Source organism: Pseudomonas sp. S12(2018) (assembly GCF_024355235.1).
Lineage (GTDB): Bacteria > Pseudomonadota > Gammaproteobacteria > Pseudomonadales > Pseudomonadaceae > Aquipseudomonas > Aquipseudomonas palmensis.
On record NZ_QLAD01000003.1, the window covers coordinates 23,992 to 48,197 of the forward strand.

Here is a 24,206-nt window from a genome sequence, read left to right on the forward strand (position 1 = left end):
TCCCACAATGGCTAGCGCGGTCCTTGTAGGAGCGGGCTTGACCCGCGATGCTTTTAAGGTTGGGGTATCATGCGTGTTTAATCAGGGATACCCCCCCCATGACCACCCTTGCCCAAGCCCTTGAATCCTGCGACATGCTGTTGATCGATGGCCTGCACGCATTCGACTTCACCTTCGACGATACGGGCCTGCGCATCGAATTGATGGACGGCCGTGCGTTGAAGAAATGGCAGTTCAGCCCCGAGCAGATCGGCAACGCGACGCTTGCCGGCGAGCACTGGCAGCTCAGCGACGACACGGGCGAGCATCAACTAGTCTGCATGAGTGCCTTGCGCGCTTCTGAAGAGGACGACGATGAAACGCCAGCTGATGTCCCTGCTGACCGCTAGTGCCATGGCGCTGACGCTCAACGCCCACGGCCATGAACTGCTGGTGGGCACCCATGACGGGATCTACCGCTACCGCTTCGACAGCCAGCGCGGCCAGCTCGACCCCACGCCCCTGCAAGTGCTCAGAAGCAGCAACCCGTCCTGGCTGACGCTGTCGCCGGACCGGCGCAACGTGTTCGCGGTGAACGAGAACGGTGACGGCCAGGGCCAGGTCAGCAGCTTTGCCCGGGCGCATGACAGCGGTGAACTGAGCCTGTCGAGCCAGGTGTCCAGCGACGGTGACGAACCGACCCACTCGAGCCTGAGCCTGGATGGGCGTTATCTGTTCGTGGCCAACTACGGCGTCAAGCCTGAGCCGGGCGGCAGCCTCAGCGTGTTGCCGGTTGCCGCCGATGGCCGTTTGTCGGCGTCGGTGCAGCAGGTGCGCCATGTGGCCAGCGGGGTGAACCCCGAGCGCCAGGCCGGGCCGCATGTGCATTCGGTGGTGCCGTCCCCGGACGGGCGATACCTGTTTGCCAGCGACCTTGGCGCCGACCAGGTGATCGGCTACCGCTACCAGCCCCAGACCCCGACCCGGCCACTGGGCGCGGCAACCCCGGTCGTCCTGCCGCCGGGCAGCGGGCCGCGTCACCTGGCGTTCGGTCCAAACGGCAAGCATGCCTACCTGACCCTGGAAATGAGTGCACAGCTGGTGGTGTTCGACTACCACGACGGCACCCTGAGCCAGCGCCAGATCCTGCCGTTGACCGAACAGGCCGATGCCGCGGCCAAGGCGGCCAGCGCGGTGCATGTGTCCGCCGACGGGCGCTTCGTGTACGTGAGCAACCGCGGCACCCGCAACGAACTGATCGTGTTCGCCATCGACCGTCAGGATGGCAGCCTGCGCCAGGTGCAGCGCCGTTCGGTGGAGGGTGATCACCCGCGCGAGTTCACCCTGGACCCGACCGGGGGCTACGTGCTGGTCGGCAACCAGCAGAGCAACCAGATCGTGGTGATCCGGCGCGATGCGCAGACCGGCCTGCTGGGCGAGGTGGTGCAGACGCTGGCACTGCAATCGCCTTCGGACCTCAAGTTCGTCGACTGAACTATCAATCGCCTTGATATTCGCTACTGGCGCAATGAATTTTTCAGTGCGCCGGCAGCGGCGTAGGTTTGAACCACGGCCCAACCGGCCACTTCAACCTGACGCTTTCGAGGGCATTGCCATGAACTTCAATCTTTTTTCGGTTATCGCGGCTTCGGCCATTTCTGCCTCTGTGGTGCTGCCTGCCGGCGCCCAGGTCGAGATCCGCGAGAAAAAATCCTCCACCCCGAGCTACACCCAGAAGTACCTGCAGCAAAGCGCGAATTTCTATGCGGCGCTGGATCACAAGGTCCAGCACTGATCGTTTCCGGTGCTGACCTTGTAGCGTCAGTACCGGCCCCTTCGCTGGTCAGCGTGCCATGATCGCCTTGAACAGCGCCGACTCCAGCCACCCCTGCAACCACACGCGCAAGCGCGGGTAGGGCGCTGTGGCAAACCAGTCAGGCTCGACCCCGGCAAACTGGCGAACGAATGGCATCAGCGCCACGTCCGCGATGCTCGGGTGCGCCGCCACCAGGTAGGCCTGCCGCTCGAGGCGCTGTTCCAGGTCCAGCAGTACCGCCTCGGCCAGCGCACGATACGTCTCGCGCGACTGCTCCGGGTAACGCTCGGCATACTTGTAGTGATTGAGCTGCTGCTTGAACAGCGTGTCATTGCGCTCGATCAGTTGCGTGGCCTGCTGCGCTGCGTTCGGGTCGTCCCGCAGCGCCCAGTTTTGCGGATCATGCCGGGCCAGCGCCCAGTGCATGATCTGCAGGCTTTCCTCCAGTACCTCACCGTCCACGCTCAACACCGGCACCGTGCCCTTGGGCGACAGCGCCAGCATGTCGGCCGGCTTGGCCTTCAGGCTCACTTCGCAGATCTGCACCGGGCAACCGGCGTAGCGCAAGGCCATGCGCGCACGCATCGCGTAGGGGCAGCGGCGGAACGAATACAGGATCATCCGCTGACCTCCACCGTGCTCAACCCATTGCCCTGGCGCCGCACCTGGATCTGCACCGGGATCCGCTCATGCATTTCCTGCACGTGGGAGATCACCGCCACCTTGCGGCCCTGGGCCTGCAGGCCGTCCAGCGCGTCCATGGCCAGTTGCAGCGACTCCGGGTCGAGGCTGCCGAAGCCTTCGTCGATGAACAGCGACTCGATGCGCAAGGTGCTCGAGGCCATCGAGGCCAGGCCCAGCGCCAGTGCCAGCGACACCAGGAAGGTCTCGCCGCCGGACAGCGAGTGCACCGAACGCAGTTCGTCGCCCATCTCGGTATCCAGTACCAGCAGCCCCAGCGCGCTGCCGCCACGCTTGAGCCGGTAGCGCCGCGCCAGCTGGCGCAACTGGGCATTGGCGTGGTGCACCAACAGATCGAGGTTGTAGCCCTGGGCGATCTTGCGGAACACGTCGCCGGTGGCCGAGCCGATCAGCGCGTTCAGGCGTGCCCAGCGTTGCCACTGGGCATAGGCCTGGGCGATGCGCTCGGCCAGGGCCTGGTTGGCCAGTTGCCGGCGCTGGTCGTCGGCCTGCTCGGCGCGCAGTTCGGCGCACTGCTGTTCGCTGATCACCAGGTGTTGCTGCAGCTCGCTCAGCGCCTGCTCCAGCTGCTCGGCGGGTACCTCGCCGCTGGCCTGGGCCTGATGCTGCTGCAGGCGCTGTTCGCGCTCTGCGACGAGCACGCCGGCCTGCTCGATGGCCTTTTCTGCCTGTTGCAGGCGCTGGCGCAGTTGACTGACCTGCTCGTCATCCACCGCCAGCAGCTGGTCCAGCCCGGCATCGTCGAGTTCCGGGTGACCCTGGCGCCATTGCCCGATGGCGTGGTCGAGCTGCTGGCTTTCCTGCTCCAGGGCGCCCAGACGCTGTTCGTCTGCCTTGAGTTCGGCAGCCCGCTCGATGGCCTGGGCCTGGGCCTGCTGCAACTGCTGGCCGGTCGTTGCCTGCGCGCTGCGCGCTGCCTCGACCTGCTGTTCCAGGTGCTGCTGCCAATGCTCGGCACCGGCATGCTCGCCAATCAGCGCGGTCAGGGCGTCGCGGGCCTGTTGCTGCTGGGTGCGCAGGGCATCGACCTGCTGCTGCACGGCCTGATGGCTGAGTTCGAGCGCCTGTTGCTGCACCTGGGTCTTTTCAAGCTGCTGCTGACGCTCGGCGTGCTCCTGCTGCTCGTCCTTTTGCCGGTCCAGCAGCTCCAGGCGCTGGGCCAGTTGCTGGTCCAGTTGCAGGAAGGTCGCGGCGGGCTCCCGGCGCAAGGCATCGAGAATGTCGCCTGGCAGCAGCGTGGCGAAGCCGGCCAGCGCCTGCTCCAGGTGTTCGTCGTCGGCCTGCAGCGCATGCTGTTGCTGGCTCAGGTGCTGCGCGGCCTGCTGGTTCGCCTCGACGCTCGCCTGCACCTGCTGCTGCACACGGGCGGCGTCTTTCTGCAGGGTCAGCAGGGTAGCGAGGCGTTGCTCGTCGCGGGCGATGTCGTCGTTCAGGCGGCGTAGCTGATGCTCCAGCCAGGCCGAGCGCTCGCCCACATCCTGTGCCGAGAGTTGCGCATACAGCGCGTGCGCCTCCAGGCCAGGAGCCAGTGCCTGCTGCTGGGTGGCCAGTTGTTCCTGCTGGTGCAGGTACTCCTTGATCTGGCCATTCACGCCGCCCAGGGTGCTGCGCAGTTCGTCGAGCTTGAGCTTGAGCGCCTCCACCGCCTGCAGGGCGCCGGCCTCTTCAGTCTGGTCGTGCCGGCCGAGGCTCTGCAGCAGGGCTTCGGGCTGGTGATAGGGGTGCTCCTGGCTGCCACACACCGGGCAGGGCTGGTCGTCCTGCAACTGCGCGCGCAGTTCCTCGACGCTGGCGCTGCGGGCCAGGCGCTGACGTTCGAGCACCTGGCGGGTGACCTGCAGGGCCTGTTCGGCGGCGGTCAGCTCGGTCTTGCCCTGCAGGCCTTCGGCGATCAGGCCTTCACGCTGTTGCTGGGCCGCCTGCTGGCGCTCGCGCAGGGCCTGGGCGCGCTGCGTCAGCTCCTGCTGGCTGGCCCACAGGCGGGACAGCTCTTCGACGGCGCGCTGCTGCTTGCGGTTGTCCTGCAGCAGGGTGCCGAGCAGGTCGATCTGTTCGGCCAGCGCCTCGGGCTCGGCGCCGGCCTCGTGGTAGCGCAGGGCCAGGCTTTCACGGTGTGCCTGCAACTGGCGTGCGCACTCTTCGGCGCGCTGCTGCAGGCCGGGCAGTTCCTCGCGGCCCTGGCTGAGGCGGTTGCCGACCAGCATCAGTTGCTGCAACTGGGCACGGTAGGCGTTCCAGGCATCACCGATGCTGGCCAGGTGAGCGCTCTGGCTCAACTGCTCGTCGACCTGGGCCAGGCGCTGGTGGGTGAGTTGCTGGCGCTCGATCAGCGCCTGGATCTGCTGCTGGCCTTGGCGACTGGCTTGCTCGGCCTGCTGACATTGAACGTTGCGCTGGTCAAGCTCCTGCTCCAGGCGCGCCAGCGTCTGCTGCTCGGCGAAGGCCTGGCGCAGCAGCGGCGCGCACTCGGTCTGCCGGGCCAGGGCCGTGGCCAGGTGCTCACCGGCGGCTTGCTGCGCCTGTTCAAGCTGCTGCAGGCGTTGCTGCAACGCGGCCTGCTGCTGGCGTTGCTGCTGGATGCTCGCTGCCAGTGGGCTGAGCTGGCTGGCCAGTTCCCGCTGGCGGGCGAACTGATGGCGCTGCGGGGCGAGTTGTTCGAGGCGGCTCAGGTTCAGGCGTTCGCCCTGCAACTGCGCCCACTGCTGCTGGGCGCTGTGCAACTGCTCGCTGGCGGCGGCCTGCTGGTCCTGCAGCTGCTTGAGTTCGGCGAACCAGCTGCGCTGCTGTTCGAGCAGGCGCAGGCGGGCCTGTTCGGCCTTGAGCTGGCGCTGCGCCTCGGCGAGGCGCTGGTCGAGCTCGGCGCGTGCCTCGTCGGCCATCGGCATCACGCCCTGGGCCTGGTCGGTAAGCGCCTTGTGCGCCTCTTCGGCCTCCTTGCTCTTGCTGTAGGCGCGCCGGCCCAGCTGGCTGTAGATGGCGGTGTTGGTGAGCTTTTCGAGCAGTTCGCTGCGTTCCTTGTCGTCGGCCTTGAGGAACGCGCTGAATTCGCTCTGCGCCAGCATCACGGCGCGGGTGAACTGTTCGAAGTTCAGGCCCAGGCGGGCCTCGATCATCTGCTCGTATTCGCGCTTGCTCTGGTTGCTCAGCAACTGGTTGCTGTCCAGGTCGTGCAGGCTCTGGCGGCTGCCCTGCAACTTGCCGGTGGGTTTGTCACGGGCGCGGTTGGCTTCCCAGCGGGCGCGGTAATGGCGCCCGTCGATGCCGACGAAGTCGACTTCGGCAAAGCCGCTGCCGGTGCCGCGGCGCAGCAGGGTGCGCGGGTCGCTGGTGAGTATTTCGCTGTCGACCTCGGGCAGCTTGGTCTCGCGGCCGATGTTGTTCAGCCGCGGCACCGCGCCGAACAGCGCCAGGCACAAGGCGTCGAGCAGGGTGCTCTTGCCGGCCCCGGTCGGCCCGGTGATGGCGAACAGGCCGGCGCTGGCCAGCGGCTCGCAGGTGAAGTCGATCTCGAACGGGCCGGCCAGGGAGGCGAGGTTTTTCAGGCGAATGGCAAGAATCTTCATGGCTGTTCCTCCTCCTGCTGCACGTCCTGCAACAGCAGGGCGAAGTCGGCCAGGGTCTGTTCGTCGACGCTGGTGCCGTAGGCCTGTTCCCAGGCACGGCTGAACAGGTCGTGGGGGCTGAGCTGGCCCAGCTCGATCAGGCGGGTGTCATCCTCGCCGTCGCTGGCGCCGGTGCCGGCGTATTCGGCGGCGATGCGTACCAGGCGCACGGCCTTGCCTTGCAGGCAGGCTTCGAGCTGCTGGCGCAGGTCGGGCTGCGGTTCGTCCAGGCGCACCCGCACCTCCAGCCAGGGCTGGCGCTGCGGGTCGTCGAGCAGGTCGACCTGGGGCAGTTGCCCGAGTTGTTCGAGAATCTCCACCAGCGGCGCCGGGCCCAGGCGTTGCAGGGGCACGGCACGCGGTATCAGGCGCGGTTCGACACTGGTCAGGGTGGCGCCGTCGAGTTCGACTTCGAGGATCTGGTGCTGATAGCCGATTTCGGAGAACGACAGCGGAATCGGCGAGCCGCTGTAGCGGATGCGGTCTTCGCGGTTGACCTTCTGCGGCTTGTGCAGGTGGCCCAGGGCGACGTAGCTGATCTGGCTGCCGAACAGGCTGGCGGGCAGGGCCTCGGCATTGCCGATGATCAGGCTGCGCTCGGAGTCTTCCGATACCGAGCCGCCGGCCATGTGTGCGTGGCTCACGGCGATCAGCGCCTGGCCAGGCTTGCGTTGCTTGAGGGCGGCCTCGATCAGCCATTCGTGCACCTGGCCGATGCCGCGCAGGTAGTCGTCACCCAGGTGCGCACCGGTGACTTCGGCCGGGCGCAGGAAGGGCAGGGCCAGGCACCAGGCGGTCACCTTGCCCTTGGCGTTGGTCAGCGGCACCAGCAGGCGCTCGCTGTCGAGCTGGCCGTCGTCGAGCCAGTGCACGCGACCCAGGGCGTAGGTCCTGAGACGGCGCATCAGCGGTGCGGGCAATTCGATGCGCGAGCCGGAGTCGTGGTTGCCGGCGATCATCACGATGTTCAGCCTGGGCTGCTGTTCGTGGGCCTGGACGATGAAGTCGTAGAGACGCTCCTGGGCTTTGACCGGCGGGTTGACGGTGTCGAAGATGTCGCCGGCAATCAGCAGCGCGTCAGGCTGGCGCAGCTTGAGCTGGCCGAGCAGCCAGTCGAGAAAGCAGGCATGTTCGAAGTCGCGCTCCTGGCCATGCAGGGTTTGCCCCAGGTGCCAGTCGGAGGTGTGAAACAGACGCATTGGAAGTCCCGTGAAGGTCGAGCCGGTAGCCGGCTATGGTAACGCGGGTGGCAGGTTTTGGGGGCTGCGATAGCCCCTGCGCAGGCGCCGCGTTATTTGGGATAGAGCGGCGGCAGGCTGCCGTTCTCGGCGGCGCTCGGCTGCGCCTGCTCGGCTGCGGGAATGGTGCCGATCGCCCGCCACAGTTCATCGCCCTGCCAGTATTGCCCGCTCTCGCTGTACAGCGCGCCGTTGAGCCCGTCCAGCGCATCCGACAGCGGCACGAAGCGCGCCGCCATCTCGGCCAGGGTCTCGGGCTGCTGGCGGGCCCAGGCATCCAGCGCCTGGCGGGTGGCCTGCGGGTCGTTGGCCTGACAGGCACGCTTGAGGTCGTCGAGCAGGGTGCGCGGGCTCGGCCCGCTCTGCGCCGCACGCAATACCGCCGGCTGCGAGCGTGCGCGCCACCACAGGGCGAAGCCGAGCAGGGTGGTCAGGGCCAGCAGCAGCGTGCTCAGTTGCCACGGCCATAGCGGCCGGTTCTCGAGGTTGACGACGCTGGCCGGGGTGTCTGCCGTGAGGGCAGGGTTGTCTTCGATCTTCAACCCGCGCGCCGGCAGGCTGGTGCGCTCCACGTGCTGTTCGCGGGTGTTCCACCACACCACCTCGAGGCTCGGCAGTTCCAGTGCGCCACTGTGGGTCGGCACCAGCGCCTCGCGTTCCTCGCGCAGGCCTACCAGCCCGCGTTCGCTGACCTCTTCACGCAGTTGCGGCTGATCCGGGTATCGTCGCAGGCCGTTGACTTCGGTGGCGGGCAGCGGTGGCAGTTGCGCACTGGACAGCCCGTCGGCGCTGAGGATCACGCTGCGCGTCAGCGAGTCGCCGATCTGGGTCGGGGTCTGCGCAGGGTCCGGGCTCCAGCGTTCCTCAAGGCTCAGGCTGCGTGCCGGCAGCCACGGCTGGTCGGCGGGGTACTCGGCCGGTATCGGCAGCACCTGCAAGGGCAGCGGCGTGGAACTGACCCGTACCTGCTTGCCACGTGCCGCGCCGCTGTCGCCCTGGGCCGGCTCGTCGGCGCTGGTGGCGCTGAAGGTCAGGGCGGGTATGCTCAATGCGCCGCTTTGCTGGGGGAAGATCGCGTAGCGCATCTCGATCACGCCAAAGCGCACGCCGTTGATCAGTTTTTCATAGGTGCGCGACTCGCCCAGTGGTTCGACCCGGGCATTGGCGATCACCAGCGGGCTGAGGCTGCTGTCATCGTAAAGCGACACCGAGTGGTAGATGCGCAGGGTCAGTACGGCCTGGGCCTGCACGTACACGCTGTCTGCGTCCAGGCTGGCATCGATGCTCACCGGCGCCTGGCTGATGTCGCTGGCCGCCTCGGCCGGCAGTACCTGTAACGTCACCGGCTGGCTCTGCGCCTCGCCCAGGTGCAGCACCGGCACCTGGACCGTGCCGCTCTGGCGCGGGCGCAGGGTGATGATCCAGCGGGTATTGGCCTGGGTCTGGCCGTCGAGGCTCTTGAGGCTGTTGACCTGGCGCGTGTCGCGCACTTCGAAGTCGGCCTGCAGCGGGGTCAGGTCGGGCTTGCCGAACTGGGTCACGTCTTCGATTTCCAGGGTCAGTTCCAGGGTTTCGCCCGCGATCAGGCGGCTGCGGTCGACGCTGGCGAGCAGCGTCGCCGCCTGCACCTGCAGGGCGAACAAGAAGCTGAAAACCAGGGCGCAGACGCGGATCATTTGGGGCTTTCCTGATGCAGTTGCTGTTCGTACCAGAACTTGCGGCGCAACAGCTCGGACGGGTTGTCCGGGATCTGGCGCAGCCATTGTTCCAGGGCCTGGCGCTGCTCGGCATCCAGGGTGCTGTCGACGGGGCGCTGCGGTGGCCGGGTGGTGTCTTCGTCCGGCGGCTCGCTGGCGTTGTGCGCGTGCTCTGGCGCGGTGGCGGTGTCTTCGCCGGCGCCGGCCTTGGCATCGCCCTGGCTGCTGTCGCTGCTGTTCGATTGCTGGCCGTTGCTGGCCGAATCGGTCGGCAGGTCGGGCCGGCCCTGAGGCGGGTCTTCGGTGGCCGGCGGTTGCTGGGGCTGTTCGGGCTGGCGGCGCAGCAGCTGCTCGACCAGGTCCTTGTTGGCCTGGGCCGCTTCCAGCTCGGGCTCCAGCTCCAGGGCCTGCTCCCAGGCATCCACGGCCGCCTCCAGTTCGCCGCTGCGGGCCAGGGCATTGCCGCGATTGTAATGGGCGCTGGCGCTGCTGGCCCGTGCGAATTCACGGGCGGCGCCAGCATAGTCGCCAGCCTGGTACAGCGCCATGCCTTTCCATTGCGGGTCTTCGAAGTGGCGGGCGGCCTCGGCCGGACGCTGCTGTTCGAGCAGGCGATGGCCCTGCTGGTCGGGACGCAGCCACAGGTCGTTGAAGGTGAAGGCATGGCTCGGTTGCGGCAGCAGGCCGAGCAGCAGCGGCAGGCAGAACAGCCAGCCACGCCGGCCAGCGCACGCGGCCAGCAGCAGTAGCGGGATCAGCAGCCAGTAGCCCTGGTCGGCCCAGCTGTCCAGTTGCAGGGTCTGGCCGTCGGCGCGCAGCGCCTGGGGATTGTCGAACAGGCCCAGGCCGCGCAGGTCGAGGTCGTCGATGCGCGCCTTGCGGTAACGCCCGCCGGTACTGTTGATGAAGGCCTTGAGCTCGGCGCTGTCCAGGCGCGGAACCAGGATTGCCCCGTCCGCGTCCTTGAGGTACTCGCCGTTGGTCTGCCTGACCGGCGCGCCTTCGGGGGTGCCCACGCCCAGCATCAGCAGCTTGGGACCATGACGCCCCAGTGCCTGGGTGATGCCCTGACGTTCCTGCGGGCTGAGCGAGGAGCCGATCAGCAGCAGGCGCCCCTGGCCCAGCGCGCCCTGGGCCAGCAGTGCCAGCGCCTTGCGTACCGCCAGGTCGGCGCGCTGACCGGGTTGCGGCATGATGGCGGGGTCCAGGGCGTCGAGCAGGTTGCGGCTGGTGGCCAGGTCGTCGGACAGCGGCACCAGGGTGTGTGCGCTGCCGGCATACACGATGATCGCGGTCTGGCTGTCGCGGCGGTGTTCGAGCAGGTCGAGCAGCTTGCGCCTGGCCTGCTGCAGGCGGTTGGGCGGGGTGTCGTCGGCGAGCATCTGCGGGGTCAGTTCGAGCATGACCACCAGCGGGTCGGCGGCGCGCTGGCGGGTCTCTTCCAGGCGCTCCCAGCTGGGGCCGACCAGGGCCAGCACGGCCAGCAGCCAGGCCAGGCCCAGGGCGATCCACGGCAGCTTGCTGTCGCGGCCATTGCCGCCGCCCAGCAGCACGGCATGGAACGCCGCGGGCAGGATCATCTGCCAGCGTCCGGCGCGCTTTTGTCGGTGCCACAGCTTCCACAGCAGCCAGCCGAGCAGCGGCAGCAGCAACAGCCAGGCCGGGCGCAACCATTGGGGCCAGAGCTCGATCATCGACGCCTCCGCAGGCGCAGGCGCTTGAGGCGCTCGCGCCATTCGGGGTGCGGCTGCAGAAAGTGCGGCCGACGCAGCAGGCGTTGCAGCAGGTTGTCGGGCCAGCGATCGCGCACCACCAGCAGTACGCTCAGGCCCAGCGCCAGGGCCAGCGGCCAGCTGTACAGGGCATGCGCGGTACGCGCCTGGGTCGGTTGCTGGGCTACCGGCTCGAGGCGGTCGAGGGTCTGGCCGATGGCGTTGAGTTCGTTGCCGTCGCGGGCGCGGAAGTAGGCGCCGTGGGTGACCTCGGCGATCTCCTTGAGCGAGGCTTCGTCCAGGTCCAGGCTCGGGTTGAGCCCGAGCATGCCGGCGGTGCCGGTTTCGTCCGGGTCGGCGCCGATGCCGATGGTGTAGATCCTGATGCTTTCCTGGGCGGCCAGGCGCGCGGCGGTCAGCGGGTGGATCTGCCCGCCGTTGTTGGCGCCATCGGTCAGCAGAATCAGCACGCGGCTTTGCGCAGGGCGCATGCGCAGGCGCTTGACCGCCAGGCCGATGGCATCGCCAATGGCGGTGTTCTTGCCGGCGATCCCGATCTGCGCCTCGTCGAGAAAGCTGCGCACGGTGCGTCGGTCGAATGTCAGCGGGGCCTGCAGGTAGGCCTGGCTGCCGAACAGGATGAGCCCCACGCGGTCGCCTTCACGCGCTTGCAGAAAGTCGCCCATCAGTTGCTTGACCAGGGTCAGGCGGCTGACGTCCTCGTCGTCCCAGCGCATGTCGGGGAAGTCCATCGAGCCGGATACATCCACCGCCACCAGCAGGTCGCGCCCACTGGCGGCCACCGGCAGCGGCTCGCCCAGCCATTGCGGGCGCGCGGCGGCGCACAGCAACAGCAGCCACACCAGCACGAACGGCGCCTGCTGGCGCCAGGTCGGCAGGTTGAGCCGCGCGCGGCGCCCGGCCAGGCCTTCGAGTTCGTCCAGAAAGCTCACCTTGAGCACCGGTTCGCCGCTGTCGGCGGCCGGCAGCAGCAGACGGGCCAGCCACGGCAGCGGCAACAGCGCGAAGACCCACGGCCAGGCCAGTTCAAACATGTTTGCGAATCCAGGTGTCGACCGCCTGGTTGAGCCCGGCGATGGCCTTGTCGTCAAGCCGGCACTCGGGCTTGTAGGCGCCTTCCACCAGTACCATCCAGCGGGTCAGGCCGGCGGCCGGGCAGCGGTTGTCGAGAAACGCCAACCACTTGCGCCCGTTGAGGGTGTGACTGTGGCTGTCGGGGTAGTGGTTGCGGCACAGGCGTTTGAGCAGGGCGTTGATCTGCTGCAGCCAGGCACCGGCCGGTGCGCCGTCGTAGGGCTTGGGCAGCGCCGCCAGCTCTGCCAGGGCGGCGATGCGGATCGGTTCCAGCGGTTGTTCGGCGCGTGGCAGCGGAGCCTTGCGCGGGCGCCAGTGACGCAGCCGCCACAGGCCCCAGGCGAGCACGGGCAGCAATGCCAGCAGCACCCACCAGCCCGGCGCGGGCGGCCACGCGCCGATGGGGGCGGGGGCGATCAGCGGTTGCAGTGCGTCCAGTGGGTTCATCGGCTTTTACCCGAACGTTGCGGGTCGAGGTATTCGCGCAGTTGCTCGATCATTTCGCTCTGGGTGCTCAAGGGCATCAGCACCACGCGCAGTTTCTGGGCCAGCAGTTCCCAGCGTTCGATGCGTGCCTCGCTCTGCTGGCGATAGCTCTTGCGCAGGTTGGCATCCAGGGTATCGAGCTCCAGCTGTGCGCCGCGCTGGGCAAAGCGCAACAAGCCGGCGGCGGGCAGGGCGTGGTCGAGTGGGTCGGACACCGGCAGCAGCAGCAGGTCGCAGTGGCGCGCCAGCAGGCTCATCTGTTGCTCCACCCCGGGGGTGAGCGCGCGTTCGTCGCAGATCACGATGGCCAGGCTGCCCGGGCGCAGCACTTCGCGGGCGCGGCGCAGGGCGATGTTGAGGTTGTCGCCCTGGGGCTGGGCCTCGGTGTGCAGCGACTGGTTGACCCGCGCCAGGCGGTTGAGCAGTTGCAGCAGGCTCTGCTTGCTGCGCCGTGGCTTGATTTCATAGTGCTCGTTGTCGCCGAACACCAGGCCGCCGATGCGGTCGTTGTGGCCCAGCGCGGCCCAGCCGATCAGGGCGGCGGCCTGGGCGGCAAGTACCGACTTGAACATCAGCCCGGAGCCGAAGAACAGGCGTCGGCTCTGTTCGACCAGGATGAAAATGGGCCGCTCGCGCTCTTCGTGGAACAGCTTGGTGTGGGGTTCCTGGGTGCGGGCGGTGACTCGCCAGTCGATGTTGCGCACATCGTCGCCGGCCTGGTAAACGCGCACCTGGTCGAAGTCCACGCCGCGCCCGCGCAGGCGCGAGTGATGCAGGCCCACCAGCGGGCTGCGTTGCCCGGGGGCGGAGAACAGCTGCACCTCGCGCACGCGATGACGCATCTCGATCAGCTCGGAAAGGCCGATGCGGATGCCGGGCTCGGCCTGCGCTGAAAGAGGCATGGCTTCAGGCCACGGCGACGACGTCGAGGATGCGCTGGATCACCCGGTCCTGGTCGATACCGGCCGCTTCGGCCTCGAACGAAAGAATGATGCGGTGGCGCAGCACGTCGAACAGCACCGCCTGGATGTCTTCGGGGCTGACGAAGTCGCGTCCGGCCAGCCAGGCGTGGGCGCGTGCGCAGCGGTCCAGGGCAATGGAGCCGCGCGGGCTGGCGCCGTAGGCGATCCAGTCGCCGAGTTCGGCGTCGTACTTGGCACCGGTGCGGGTGGCCATCACCAGTTGCACCAGGTACTCCTCCACTGCGTCGGCCATGTACAGGCCGAGGATCTCCTTGCGTGCGGCGAAGATCGCCTGCTGGCTGACCCGGCGTTCGGGCTTGGTTTCGCCGTTGAGCGCCTCGCCGCGGGCCTGCTGCAGGATGCGCCGCTCCACGGCGGCATCGGGAAAGCCGATTTTCACATGCATCAGGAAACGGTCGAGCTGGGCTTCGGGCAGCGGGTAGGTGCCTTCCTGCTCGATGGGGTTCTGCGTGGCCATCACCAGGAACAGGGGCGACAGCTCGTAGGTGCTGCGCCCCACGCTGACCTGGCGCTCGGCCATGGCCTCGAGCAGGGCCGACTGGACCTTGGCCGGGGCGCGGTTGATTTCGTCGGCCAGCACCAGGTTGTGGAAGATCGGACCCTGCTGGAACACGAAGCTGCCGGTTTCAGGGCGATAGATTTCGGTGCCGGTGATGTCGGCGGGCAGCAGGTCGGGGGTGAACTGGATGCGGTGGAACTGCGCCTCGACGCCTTCGGCGAGTTCCTTGATGGCCTTGGTCTTGGCCAGGCCCGGCGCACCCTCCACCAGCATATGACCATCGGCGAGCAGCACGATGAGCAGGCGCTCGACCAGTTTTTCCTGGCCAAGAATCTGGGTGGAGAGAAAGGTGCGCAGCGCGATGAGCGCTTCACGATGTTCCATCGGGACGGTTCCTGGGCGTGCGCCCGGGGGGAGGGCAACAACGCCCGGGCAGGGGCTGATACTTTAATCCATCCGGGGGTGCGGCGACTAATGGTGGGTGGGTAAATTTGAGCGCAGATCACAAATCATCGGTGCCGCCATCGCGGGTCAAGCCCGCTCCCACAAGGTCGGCGCTGTTCTTGTGGGAGCGGGCTTGACCCGCGATGATTAGCCAGGCGAGTCAGTTCTTGAAGCTGGAGTGCTTGCGCCCCTGGTCACACAGGGCGAACACCACCACGAACACTGCGGCAATCGCCAGGATCGCCACCACGCCGTCGGTCGAATGGGTCGGCGAGCTGGCCACCAGTGCCAGGCCGCCCAGTGGCGCCAGGCCACCGGCCACCGCGGTGCCGATCTCGCGCCCGGTGCCAAAGCCCGATGAGCGCGTGGCCGTGGGGAACTGGCGGCTGAGGAACGAACCCTGCGGGGCGAACATCATCGGCGCCAGCAGGCCGGTACCAATGGCGATGGCGATGTAGATCATCAGCGGCTCGGCGGTGTTGAGCAGGGCCATGAACGGGTACGCGAACAGTACCGAGAACAGACCGCCCATGATCAGCACGGCCTTGCTGCTCCATTTGTCGCACAACCAGCCGAAGCATGGCACCGCCACGATCGCCACCAGGCTGGCAATGGTCACCGACAGCGAGGTCACGTGGGCCTCCACACCCTTGAACTGGGTCAGGTAGGCCAGCGAGAAGGTCTTGAAGATATAGCTCAGGGCGTTGTAGCCGATGGCCACGAAGAACACCACGGCCAGGCCTTTGAGGTCGTTCTTGAACAGCGCCTTGAGCGGCGACACCTTGGCTTTTTTCGGCGCCTGCTCGAGTTCGGCGAACTGCGGGGTTTCCGGAATGCTGCGGCGTACCCAGAAGCCCACGCCCACCAGCACGATGCTGCAGATGAACGGGATGCGCCAGCCGCCCGAGAGCAGGAAGTCGTTGCCGTTCATGGTCAGCAGGTACACGGTCAGCGACGACAGCAGCAGGCCCAGGTTGAGCCCCAGCGCAGGCCAGGCACCCTGACTGCCGCGCTTGCCTTCGCTGGCATGTTCGTAGCTGGTCACGGCCGCGGCGGACAGCTCGGCGCCCGCGCCCAGGCCCTGGATTATGCGCACCAGCACCAGGATGATCGGCGCCCAGATGCCAATGCTGGCGTAGCTGGGGATCAGGCCGATCAGGGTGGTGCACAGGCCCATCATGCAGAAGGTCACCACCAGTACCTGCTTGCGCCCGAAACGGTCGCCCAGGTAGCCGAACAGCACGCCGCCGAACGGGCGGGCGATAAAGCCGATGGCAAAGGTGGAGAAGGCCAGCAGCGAGGCAACCTGAGGGTTGCTGGCGTCGAAGAAGATCTTCGAGAACACGATGGCCGCCATGGTGGCGTACAGGTAGAAGTCGTACCACTCCAGCATCGAGCCGAAGATGGTGGCCGCCGCGACCTTGCGCAGGCGCTTCCTGTTCTGTTCCGGGGTTTCGGTTGCGGTGGTGACCGCTTCATGTACCGACATCGAGAGATTCCTTGTTGGTCTTTGTAGTTATTTTCAAGCGGGCGGCGGGCGCCCGTGCAGCAATGCGGATCAGCGTGGTGTGAGCAGGCGGTCGGCGATCATTTCGCCGATCGGGATGGCCGAGGTGGCTGCCGGCGACGGTGCGTTGCACACGTGGACCATGCGCGGGGTCTCGGCGAACAGGAAGTCGTGCACCAGGGTGCCGTCACGCATCACTGCCTGGGCGCGGATGCCCGCCTCGTAGGGCAGCAGGTCGTCGACCTCGAGCGAAGGGCAGTATTTGCGGCACTGTTCCAGGTAGCCGCGCTTGAACAGCGAGTTCTTCATCTCGGTGGTGCCCGAACCGAGGTTGTTCCACAGGGTTTTCCAGAAGCCGGGGAAGCGGGCGTACTGCGCCACGTCGCGCCAGTTGATCGAGAACTTGCCGTAGTTCTCGCGGCCCAGGCCCAGCACCGCATTCGGCCCGACAGTGACGCTGCCGTCGATCATGCGGGTGAGGTGCACGCCCAGAAACGGCAGCTCCGGGTCGGGGATCGGGTAGATCAGGTGATTGACGATCTGGTTCTTGGTGGCTGGCAGGCGGAAGTATTCGCCGCGAAACGGGATGATCTGGTGGTCGATCCTGACCCCGGCCAGCGCCGCCAGGCGGTCCGACTGCAGACCGGCGCAGGCGACCAGCTGCCTGGCGCGCCATACGCGGTCTTCGCTGCTGATGGTGACGCTGTCGCCGCTTTCGGCGATCGCCGCCACGCGGGTGTCCAGGCAGATCTCGCCGCCGGCGGCCTGGATGACCTTGGCCATGGCCTGGCACACCTGCTTGTAGTCGACGATGCCGGTGGCATCGAGGAACAGCCCGCCCAGGCCGACGATGTTCGGCTCACGACGGCGCAGTTCGGCGGCATCCAGGCGCTCGACCTTCAGCCCGTTCTGTTGCGAGCGCTCGTACAGCGCCTGCATGCGTTGCACCTCGAGCGGGTTGGACGCCACCAGCAGCTTGCCGCACACCTCGTACTTGATGGCGTGGGTGTCGCAGAAGTCCTTGGTGGCCTGGGCGCCGCGCTTGCACAGGTCGGCCTTGAGGCTGCCGGGTGCGTAGTAGATGCCGGCGTGGATGACCCCGCTGTTATGGCCGGTCTGGTGCCGGGCCAGTGTGGTTTCCTTCTCCAGGATGACCAGCGAGGCGCCAGGCTGGCGCTTGAGCAGCGCCATGGCGGTGGCGAGGCCGACGATGCCGCCGCCGATGATGCAGTAGTCGTAAATCATGCAGGGGTCACCTTGGTATTCTTATCTGGTTATCAGGTTGTCAGACTAAGTAGTGCGAAGAAAAGGGCGCTGACCCGCAGCGCCCGTCACGTGTTGTTCATTCCATTGCTGGCAGGTCCAGCTTCAGGCGCTTGGCCGAGGCCCGCAGGTGCGCTTCGGCGCAGGCCGCGGCGCGCTGGCGGTCACCGTCGGCAATCGCCTGGTACAGCGCCTGGTGTTCGCGATTGGCGTCGGCCGAGCCGCCCACCGAATGCGCCGCCGAGTTCTCCCACGCGGTCTTGCGCGCGGCAGCCAGCTGGCCGCGCAGAAAGTCATGGAAGGCGACGAAGTAGTCGTTCTTGCTGGCTTCGGCAATTGCGCGGTGAAACTCCACGTCGGCAGCCGCCGCCACGTCGAACTGGCTGCGCTTGTCGATCATTTCCTGCAGGGCCTTGGCCATGCGCGCCAGGTCTGCCTGGTCGCGGCGCTGGGCGGCAATCGAAGCGGCCTGGGTTTCGATCCACAGGCGCACTTCGAACATCTGCACCAGATCGGCACTGCGCCCGTTGTTGCTGGGGAAGCGGAACACCGTGCCGGTCGGATTCTGCGAAATGTACGAGCCCAGCCCGCGCCGGGCGATCAGTACGCCATCGGCCTTGAGCTGGGAGATCGCCTCGCGCACCACCGAGCGGCTGACATTCAGCTGTTCGGCCAGTTGCTGCTCGGTGGGCAGGCGTGCTTCGGCAGCCAGGCGCCCCGAGTCGATCTCGGTGCGGATGGCGCTGACGACGCGTTCCACCAGGGTGTCGGGGCGTTGAAGCTCGAGCATGAAGGATAAAGCCAGTAGGTCAGGTTGTCAGACAATGCCCGTGCAGCTGCATGTTGTCAAGAATGTGCCTGGGGTTGCAGGCGATAGAACGCCCGTGCGTTACCCCACAGCACGCGCTCGACACTGGCGCCGCCCAGCGTGTGGCGGATCAGCTGGATATCGGCCGGGTCGAACGGGCGCGGTGCGCGGGTGGAGGGCAGGTCGCTGCCGAACATCAGGGCGTGGGGGTTGGCGGCATCGATGTCGCGCAAGGCAGCGGCCACATCGAAATCGACCCGGCCAAAGCCGCAGGCCTTGATGCGCACACCTGCCTCGGCCAGTTGCAGCAGCGCCGGCAGGCCGTCGCGGCGCAGGCCCAGGTGGTCGATGCTCACCGCCGGCAAGCGGCGCAGCAGCGGGGTCAGCTCGCCCAGCTCGCGCGAATCGACGTACAGCTCGACGTGCCAGCCGGCCAGTTCGAACACGCGCAGGGCCATGGCTTCGAGCTGATCGGCCGGCGCCGAGCCGCCGCGCTTGAGGTTGAAGCGCAGCGCACGCACGCCGGCGGCATCCAGCGCGAGCAGCTCGGCATCGCTGATGCCGGCCGGCACCTGTGTCACCCCCACGTAGCCTGGGCCCAGCTGTTTCAAGGCGGCCAGCAGGTAGCCCTGGTCGAAGGCCTGGAACGAGCCCGACACCACCGCGCCGCCGCAGATGCCCAGCGGCGTGACGGCCGCCAGGTAGTCTTCGGTGGTGAAGGCCTCGGGCAGGTAGCCGTTGTTGGGCACCAGCGCGAAGCGCGGGTCGATGATGTGGCAGTGGGCGTCGAAGATCGGCTGGGGCATGGGGGCTCCTTGACGGGGTTACAGCTCGCTGACGTAGGTGCCGGTGCCCTTGAGGATGTTCTGCAGGGTCTGCTCGACTTCGGCGAGGTCGGTGCCGTCGCTGCTGAGGGTGATTTCCAGATGATCGGCGCCGTTGAACACGTCGGCGTCTCCCGGTGCCACTTCGATCAGCAGGCGCCTGGCACTGAGGGTGACCTTGATGCCGTCCAGTGTGCTCGGTTCGTCATCCAGGGTGATGTCCACCGTGTCTTCGTCCGGGTAGCGGGTCATGAGGAACATCTGGCCCTTGTCGCTGTGGCAGCACAGGGTGGCCATGTTGTCTTCTTCATCATCGCAGGGGGTGGCGAAGAGCAGGGGGGTGGTCAGTTGCATGGACGGCTCGGGGGTCAAGAAGTGAAACGCGAGTGTGCCAGTCTTCGGTCAATGGATAAATCGCCGCCTGCCGCTGATTGACCGAATATGTCGCAGCATCGCAAGCAGGGGTGACCGGCCAGTCGTTAAGCTGCCCTGTCGATGGACAACCCGACGACACCCAGCGTGTGGTTGGCTATGGTTGATCCGAGCATGACGGCATGTGCGCGACGCTTCACTCAATAACAAGCCCAAGCGGAGTACCACAGATGGCGTTTTTCACCGCAGCCAGCAAAGCCGACTTCCAGCATCAACTGCAGGCGGCCCTGGCGCAGCACATCGGGGAACAGGCACTGCCACAAGTGGCGCTGTTTGCCGAGCAGTTCTTTGGCATCATCTCTCTTGACGAATTGACCCAGCGTCGCCTCTCCGACCTGGCCGGCTGCACCCTCTCGGCCTGGCGCATCATCGAACGCTTCGACCACACCGAACCCCAGGTTCGGGTCTACAACCCCGATTACGAACGCCACGGCTGGCAGTCCACCCACACGGCCGTGGAAGTGCTGCACCATGACCTGCCGTTTCTGGTCGACTCGGTGCGTACCGAGCTCAACCGCCGCGGCTACAGCATCCATACCCTGCAGACCACCGTGCTCAGCGTGCGTCGCGGGGCCAAGGGCGAGCTGCTGGAGATTCTGCCCAAGGGCACCCAGGGTGAGGGCATCCTGCAGGAATCGCTGATGTACCTGGAGATCGACCGCTGCGCCAATGCCGCCGAGCTCAACCTGCTGGCCCGCGAGTTGGAGCAGGTGCTGGCCGAAGTGCGCGTGGTGGTGGCCGATTTCGAGCCGATGAAGGCCAAGGTGCGCGAGCTGCTCGAGCTGATCGACCACACGGCCTACGCCCCGGCCGCTGCCGAGAAGGACGAGGTCAAGAGCTTCCTGCAATGGCTGGTGAGCAACCATTTCACCTTCCTGGGCTACGAAGAGTTCGTGGTCAAGGCCGACGCCCAGGGCGGCCAGCTGGAGTATGACGAGCAGTCCTTCCTCGGCCTGACCCGCCGCCTGCGCAGCGGCCTCAGCGCCGACGACCTGCGCATCGAAGACTACGCCGTCAATTACCTCAACGAGCCGCTGCTGCTGTCGTTCGCCAAGGCCGCGCACCCCAGCCGCGTGCACCGCCCGGCCTACCCGGACTACGTGTCGATCCGCCAGCTGGACGCCGACGGCAAGGTGATCAAGGAATGCCGCTTCATGGGCCTGTACACCTCGTCGGTGTATGGCGAAAGTGTGCGGGTGATCCCGTACATTCGCGGCAAGGTCGCCGAAGTGGAGCGCCGTTCGGGCTTCGACGCCAAGGCCCACCTGGGCAAGGAGCTGGCCCAGGTACTTGAGGTGCTGCCGCGCGACGACCTGTTCCAGACCCCGGTGGACGAGCTGTTCAGCACCGTGATGTCGATCGTGCAGATCCAGGAGCGCAACAAGATTCGCGTGTTCCTGCGCAAGGACCCCTACGGGCGCTTCTGCTACTGCCTGGCCTATGTGCCGCGCGACATCTATTCCACCGAGGTGCGCCAGAAGATCCAGCAGGTGCTGATGGAGCGCCTGAAGGCCAGCGACTGCGAGTTCTGGACCTTCTTCTCCGAGTCGGTGCTGGCCCGCGTGCAACTGATTCTGCGAGTCGACCCGAAAAACCGCATCGACATCGACCCCCAGCAGCTGGAAAACGAAGTGGTGCAGGCCTGCCGTTCGTGGCAGGACGACTATGCCAGCCTGACCGTCGAGAGCTTCGGCGAGGCCCAGGGCACCAATGTGCTGGCCGACTTCCCCAAAGGCTTCCCGGCCGGCTACCGCGAGCGCTTTGCCGCGCATTCGGCGGTGGTGGACATGCAGCACCTGCTGACCCTGTCCGACAGCAAGCCGTTGGTGATGAGCTTCTACCAGCCGCTGACCCAGGCCGGCAAACAGCAACTGCACTGCAAGCTGTACCACGCCGACACCCCGCTGGCGCTGTCGGACGTGCTGCCGATCCTGGAAAACCTGGGCCTGCGCGTACTGGGCGAGTTCCCGTACCGTCTTCGCCACAGCAATGGCCGCGAGTTCTGGATTCATGACTTTGCCTTCACCTACAGCGAAGGCCTGAACCTGGATATCCAGCAGCTCAACGACACCCTGCAGGACGCCTTCGTGCACATCGTCAACGGCGACGCCGAAAACGATGCGTTCAACCGTCTGGTACTGACCGCCGGCCTGCCGTGGCGCGACGTGGCGCTGCTGCGCGCCTATGCCCGCTACCTCAAGCAGATTCGCCTGGGCTTCGACCTGGGCTACATCGCCAGCACCCTGAACAACCATACCGACATCGCCCGCGAGCTGACCCGGCTGTTCAAGACCCGCTTCTACCTGGCGCGCAAGCTGGCCGGGGATGACCTGGACGACAAGCAGCAACGCCTGGAACAGGCGATCCTGACCGCGCTGGACGACGTGCAGGTGCTCAACGAAGACCGCATCCTGCGTCGCTACCTGGACCTGATCAAGGCCACCCTGCGCACCAACTTCTACCAGACCGACGCCAATGGCCAGGCCAAGTCGTACTTCAGCTTCAAGTTCAACCCAAGGCTGATTCCCGAGCTGCCCAAGCCGGTGCCCAAGTTCGAGATCTTCGTGTATTCGCCGCGGGTCGAGGGCGTGCACCTGCGCTTTGGCAACGTGGCACGCGGCGGGCTGCGCTGGTCGGACCGCGAAGAGGACTTCCGCACCGAAGTGCTGGGCCTGGTGAAGGCGCAGCAGGTGAAGAACTCGGTGATCGTGCCGGTAGGTGCCAAGGGTGGCTTCCTGCCGCGCCGGCTGCCGCTGGGCGGCAGCCGCGACGATATCCAGGCCGAAGGCATCGCCTGCTACCGCATCTTCATTTCCGGCCTGCTGGACATTACCGACAACCTCAAGGATGGCGTGCTGGTGCCGCCGGTCAACGTGGTGCGTCACGACGATGACGACCCGTACCTGGTGGTGGCGGCCGACAAGGGCACCGCGACCTTCTCGGACATCGCCAACGGCATCGCCATCGACTACGGCTTCTGGCTGGGCGACGCCTTTGCCTCGGGCGGTTCGGCCGGCTACGACCACAAGAAGATGGGGATTACCGCCCGTGGTGCGTGGGTTGGCGTGCAGCGCCATTTCCGCGAGCGTGGCATCAACGTGCAGCAGGACCCGATCACCGTGGTCGGTGTGGGCGACATGGCCGGCGACGTGTTCGGCAACGGCCTGCTGATGTCAGACAAGCTGCAACTGGTGGCCGCCTTCAACCACCTGCATATCTTCATCGACCCGAACCCGGAGCCTGCCAGTAGCTTTGCCGAGCGCAAGCGCCTGTTCGACCTGCCGCGGTCGGCCTGGAGCGACTACGACACCAGCATCATGTCCGAAGGTGGCGGGATCTTCTCGCGCAGTGCCAAGAGCATCGCCATCAGCCCGCAGATGAAGGAACGCTTTGCCATCGAGGCCGACAAGCTGACCCCGACCGAGCTGCTCAATGCGCTGCTCAAGGCGCCGGTCGACCTGCTGTGGAACGGCGGCATCGGCACCTACGTCAAGTCCAGCGAAGAGAGCCACGCCGATGTGGGCGACAAGGCCAACGACGCGTTGCGCGTGGACGGCAACGAGCTGCGCTGCAAGGTGGTGGGCGAGGGCGGCAACCTGGGCATGACCCAGCTGGGTCGGGTCGAGTTCGGCCTCAACGGCGGCGCGACCAACACCGACTTCATCGACAACGCCGGTGGCGTGGACTGCTCCGACCACGAGGTCAACATCAAGATCCTGCTCAACGAGGTGGTGCAGGCCGGTGACATGACCGAGAAGCAGCGCAACCAGTTGCTGGGCAGCATGACCGACGAAGTGTCTGCGCTGGTGCTGGGCAACAACTACAAGCAGACCCAGGCACTGTCGCTGGCGGCGCGCCGGGCGCGTGAGCGGATTTCCGAGTACAAGCGCCTGATGGCCGACCTGGAAAGTCGCGGCAAGCTGGACCGGGCCATCGAGTTCCTGCCTACCGAAGAGCAACTGGCCGAGCGCATTGCGGCCAACCAGGGCCTGACCCGGGCCGAGCTGTCGGTGCTGATCTCGTACAGCAAGATCGACCTCAAGGAAGCCCTGCTGCAGTCGCTGGTGCCGGATGACGACTACCTGACCCGCGACATGGAGACGGCCTTCCCGCCGTCGCTGGTGAACAAGTTCGCCGAGGCCATGCGTCGCCATCGCCTCAAGCGCGAGATCGTCAGCACCCAGATCGCCAACGACCTGGTCAACAACATGGGCATCACCTTCGTGCAGCGGCTCAAGGAGTCCACGGGCATGAGCCCGGCGAACGTGGCCGGTGCCTACGTGATCGTGCGCGACATCTTCCACCTGCCGCACTGGTTCCGCCAGATCGAGGCGCTGGACTACCTGGTGCCCGCCGAAGTGCAGCTGACGCTGATGGACGAGCTGATGCGCCTGGGCCGCCGGGCCACCCGCTGGTTCCTGCGCAGCCGTCGCAACGAGCAGGATGCCGGGCGTGACGTGGCCCACTTCGGGCCCAAGATCGCGGCGCTGGGGCTCAAGCTGGACGAACTGCTGGAGGGGCCGACCCGCGAGCGCTGGATGACCCGCTACCAGGGCTTCGTCGAAGCCGGCGTGCCGGAGCTGCTGGCGCGCATGGTGGCTGGCACTACGCACCTGTACACCCTGTTGCCGATCATCGAGGCCTCCGATGTGACCGGCCAGGACCCGGCCGAGGTGGCCAAGGCGTTCTTCGCCGTGGGCAGCGCGCTGGACCTGACCTGGTACCTGCAGGAAATCAGCAACCTGCCGGTGGAGAACAACTGGCAGGCACTGGCACGTGAAGCGTTTCGCGATGACATCGACCTGCAGCAGCGCGCCATCACCATCTCCGTGTTGCAGATGGTCGATGCGCCTGCCGACATGGATGCGCGGGTTGCCTTGTGGCTGGCGCAGCATGCGGTGATGGTGGAGCGCTGGCGCGCGATGCTCGATGAGCTGCGTGCGGCCACCGGCACCGATTACGCCATGTACGCGGTGGCCAACCGCGAGCTGGTTGACCTGGCGCTGAGCGGGCAGTCGGCGGCGGTGCCGTCGTGAGTGTGTAGCAGGTAAAAAGAAGCCCCGGCCTGTGCCGGGGCTTTCTTTTGGCGGGGTGGGCCGTTGCGCCGGCAAGGCCGGCC

General features: G+C 66.7%; 18 protein-coding genes. 4 read left to right on the forward strand and 14 right to left on the reverse strand.

Annotation, left to right across the window (positions count from 1 at the left end; translation table 11 throughout):
- Window positions 1–98 precede the first annotated feature (98 nt).
- From DN388_RS07325 to DN388_RS07335, 3 genes are all read left to right on the forward strand, one after another.
- Window positions 99–389 carry a DUF5629 family protein gene (locus DN388_RS07325; RefSeq protein WP_058541348.1) on the forward strand — a complete coding sequence of 97 codons (291 nt, stop codon included), beginning with the start codon at window positions 99–101 and terminating at the stop codon, window positions 387–389.
- Complete coding sequence (locus DN388_RS07330; RefSeq protein ID WP_100633147.1) at window positions 355–1,473, forward strand: lactonase family protein; 1,119 nt, start codon at window positions 355–357, stop codon at window positions 1,471–1,473. Before DN388_RS07325 ends, DN388_RS07330 begins: the two co-directional genes overlap by 35 nt.
- A 121-nt stretch (window positions 1,474–1,594) precedes the next feature.
- A complete protein-coding gene (locus tag DN388_RS07335) occupies window positions 1,595–1,774 on the forward strand; it encodes a hypothetical protein (RefSeq protein ID WP_043864631.1) in 180 nt (59 codons plus the stop codon).
- A 48-nt stretch (window positions 1,775–1,822) separates the two neighbouring features.
- On the opposite strand, the gene DN388_RS07340 is transcribed toward DN388_RS07335, so the two are convergent.
- The 14 genes from DN388_RS07340 to DN388_RS07405 form a co-directional block, all read right to left on the reverse strand.
- Window positions 1,823–2,416 carry a glutathione S-transferase gene (locus tag DN388_RS07340; protein WP_043864630.1) on the reverse strand — a complete coding sequence of 198 codons (594 nt, stop codon included), beginning with the start codon at window positions 2,414–2,416 and terminating at the stop codon, window positions 1,823–1,825.
- Window positions 2,413–6,060 carry an AAA family ATPase gene (locus tag DN388_RS07345; RefSeq protein ID WP_254998240.1) on the reverse strand — a complete coding sequence of 1,216 codons (3,648 nt, stop codon included), beginning with the start codon at window positions 6,058–6,060 and terminating at the stop codon, window positions 2,413–2,415. Before DN388_RS07345 ends, DN388_RS07340 begins: the two co-directional genes overlap by 4 nt.
- Window positions 6,057–7,298, reverse strand: a complete 1,242-nt coding sequence (locus tag DN388_RS07350; RefSeq protein WP_078479577.1) for an exonuclease SbcCD subunit D C-terminal domain-containing protein — start codon at window positions 7,296–7,298, stop codon at window positions 6,057–6,059. The genes DN388_RS07345 and DN388_RS07350 overlap by 4 nt, the downstream gene beginning before the upstream one ends.
- A gap of 92 nt (window positions 7,299–7,390) precedes the next feature.
- Complete coding sequence (locus tag DN388_RS07355) at window positions 7,391–9,013, reverse strand: BatD family protein (protein ID WP_043864627.1); 1,623 nt, start codon at window positions 9,011–9,013, stop codon at window positions 7,391–7,393.
- Window positions 9,010–10,728: a VWA domain-containing protein gene (locus tag DN388_RS07360; protein WP_254998245.1), complete on the reverse strand. Its 1,719-nt coding sequence runs from the start codon at window positions 10,726–10,728 to the stop codon at window positions 9,010–9,012. Before DN388_RS07360 ends, DN388_RS07355 begins: the two co-directional genes overlap by 4 nt.
- The gene (locus DN388_RS07365) at window positions 10,725–11,801 is read right to left on the reverse strand and encodes a VWA domain-containing protein (protein ID WP_254998248.1); all 1,077 of its coding nucleotides are present in this window, start codon (window positions 11,799–11,801) and stop codon (window positions 10,725–10,727) included. The genes DN388_RS07360 and DN388_RS07365 overlap by 4 nt, the downstream gene beginning before the upstream one ends.
- Window positions 11,794–12,288, reverse strand: a complete 495-nt coding sequence (locus DN388_RS07370) for a DUF4381 domain-containing protein (protein WP_043864624.1) — start codon at window positions 12,286–12,288, stop codon at window positions 11,794–11,796. Before DN388_RS07370 ends, DN388_RS07365 begins: the two co-directional genes overlap by 8 nt.
- Window positions 12,285–13,229: a DUF58 domain-containing protein gene (locus DN388_RS07375; protein WP_054916213.1), complete on the reverse strand. Its 945-nt coding sequence runs from the start codon at window positions 13,227–13,229 to the stop codon at window positions 12,285–12,287. The genes DN388_RS07370 and DN388_RS07375 overlap by 4 nt, the downstream gene beginning before the upstream one ends.
- A 4-nt stretch (window positions 13,230–13,233) precedes the next feature.
- Window positions 13,234–14,193 (reverse strand): MoxR family ATPase, encoded by a 960-nt coding sequence (locus tag DN388_RS07380; RefSeq protein WP_043864622.1) that lies wholly within the window; start codon window positions 14,191–14,193, stop codon window positions 13,234–13,236.
- Between the two features lie 220 nt (window positions 14,194–14,413).
- Complete coding sequence (locus DN388_RS07385; RefSeq protein ID WP_043864621.1) at window positions 14,414–15,742, reverse strand: MFS transporter; 1,329 nt, start codon at window positions 15,740–15,742, stop codon at window positions 14,414–14,416.
- Between the two features lie 69 nt (window positions 15,743–15,811).
- Window positions 15,812–17,005 carry an L-2-hydroxyglutarate oxidase gene (gene lhgO / locus DN388_RS07390; protein WP_054916212.1) on the reverse strand — a complete coding sequence of 398 codons (1,194 nt, stop codon included), beginning with the start codon at window positions 17,003–17,005 and terminating at the stop codon, window positions 15,812–15,814.
- 97 nt (window positions 17,006–17,102) lie between these two features.
- Complete coding sequence (locus DN388_RS07395; protein WP_043864619.1) at window positions 17,103–17,813, reverse strand: FadR/GntR family transcriptional regulator; 711 nt, start codon at window positions 17,811–17,813, stop codon at window positions 17,103–17,105.
- A 56-nt stretch (window positions 17,814–17,869) separates the two neighbouring features.
- Window positions 17,870–18,637, reverse strand: coding sequence for an amidohydrolase (locus DN388_RS07400; RefSeq protein WP_254998255.1), 768 nt, complete (start codon window positions 18,635–18,637; stop codon window positions 17,870–17,872).
- Window positions 18,638–18,655: 18 nt separating this feature from the next.
- The gene (locus tag DN388_RS07405; RefSeq protein ID WP_043864617.1) at window positions 18,656–19,009 is read right to left on the reverse strand and encodes a hypothetical protein; all 354 of its coding nucleotides are present in this window, start codon (window positions 19,007–19,009) and stop codon (window positions 18,656–18,658) included.
- Window positions 19,010–19,257: 248 nt separating this feature from the next.
- On the opposite strand from DN388_RS07405, the gene DN388_RS07410 reads away from it, so the two are divergent.
- Window positions 19,258–24,123, forward strand: a complete 4,866-nt coding sequence (locus DN388_RS07410; RefSeq protein ID WP_116055061.1) for an NAD-glutamate dehydrogenase — start codon at window positions 19,258–19,260, stop codon at window positions 24,121–24,123.
- Window positions 24,124–24,206: the final 83 nt, after the last annotated feature.

What these genes read in the sequence shown, in the direction of transcription:
- DN388_RS07380 (WP_043864622.1), bottom strand. Translation starts at nt 14,193, where the DNA reads ATGGAACATCGTGAAGCGCTCATCGCGCTGCGCACCTTTCTCTCCACC.
- DN388_RS07345 (WP_254998240.1), bottom strand. Translation starts at nt 6,060, where the DNA reads ATGAAGATTCTTGCCATTCGCCTGAAAAACCTCGCCTCCCTGGCCGGC.
- DN388_RS07410 (WP_116055061.1), top strand. Translation starts at nt 19,258, where the DNA reads ATGGCGTTTTTCACCGCAGCCAGCAAAGCCGACTTCCAGCATCAACTG.
- DN388_RS07400 (WP_254998255.1), bottom strand. Translation starts at nt 18,637, where the DNA reads ATGCCCCAGCCGATCTTCGACGCCCACTGCCACATCATCGACCCGCGC.
- DN388_RS07365 (WP_254998248.1), bottom strand. Translation starts at nt 11,801, where the DNA reads ATGTTTGAACTGGCCTGGCCGTGGGTCTTCGCGCTGTTGCCGCTGCCG.
- DN388_RS07325 (WP_058541348.1), top strand. Translation starts at nt 99, where the DNA reads ATGACCACCCTTGCCCAAGCCCTTGAATCCTGCGACATGCTGTTGATC.
- DN388_RS07350 (WP_078479577.1), bottom strand. Translation starts at nt 7,298, where the DNA reads ATGCGTCTGTTTCACACCTCCGACTGGCACCTGGGGCAAACCCTGCAT.
- lhgO (WP_054916212.1), bottom strand. Translation starts at nt 17,005, where the DNA reads ATGATTTACGACTACTGCATCATCGGCGGCGGCATCGTCGGCCTCGCC.
- DN388_RS07395 (WP_043864619.1), bottom strand. Translation starts at nt 17,813, where the DNA reads ATGCTCGAGCTTCAACGCCCCGACACCCTGGTGGAACGCGTCGTCAGC.
- DN388_RS07340 (WP_043864630.1), bottom strand. Translation starts at nt 2,416, where the DNA reads ATGATCCTGTATTCGTTCCGCCGCTGCCCCTACGCGATGCGTGCGCGC.
- DN388_RS07335 (WP_043864631.1), top strand. Translation starts at nt 1,595, where the DNA reads ATGAACTTCAATCTTTTTTCGGTTATCGCGGCTTCGGCCATTTCTGCC.
- DN388_RS07370 (WP_043864624.1), bottom strand. Translation starts at nt 12,288, where the DNA reads ATGAACCCACTGGACGCACTGCAACCGCTGATCGCCCCCGCCCCCATC.
- DN388_RS07405 (WP_043864617.1), bottom strand. Translation starts at nt 19,009, where the DNA reads ATGCAACTGACCACCCCCCTGCTCTTCGCCACCCCCTGCGATGATGAA.
- DN388_RS07360 (WP_254998245.1), bottom strand. Translation starts at nt 10,728, where the DNA reads ATGATCGAGCTCTGGCCCCAATGGTTGCGCCCGGCCTGGCTGTTGCTG.
- DN388_RS07355 (WP_043864627.1), bottom strand. Translation starts at nt 9,013, where the DNA reads ATGATCCGCGTCTGCGCCCTGGTTTTCAGCTTCTTGTTCGCCCTGCAG.
- DN388_RS07330 (WP_100633147.1), top strand. Translation starts at nt 355, where the DNA reads ATGAAACGCCAGCTGATGTCCCTGCTGACCGCTAGTGCCATGGCGCTG.
- DN388_RS07385 (WP_043864621.1), bottom strand. Translation starts at nt 15,742, where the DNA reads ATGTCGGTACATGAAGCGGTCACCACCGCAACCGAAACCCCGGAACAG.
- DN388_RS07375 (WP_054916213.1), bottom strand. Translation starts at nt 13,229, where the DNA reads ATGCCTCTTTCAGCGCAGGCCGAGCCCGGCATCCGCATCGGCCTTTCC.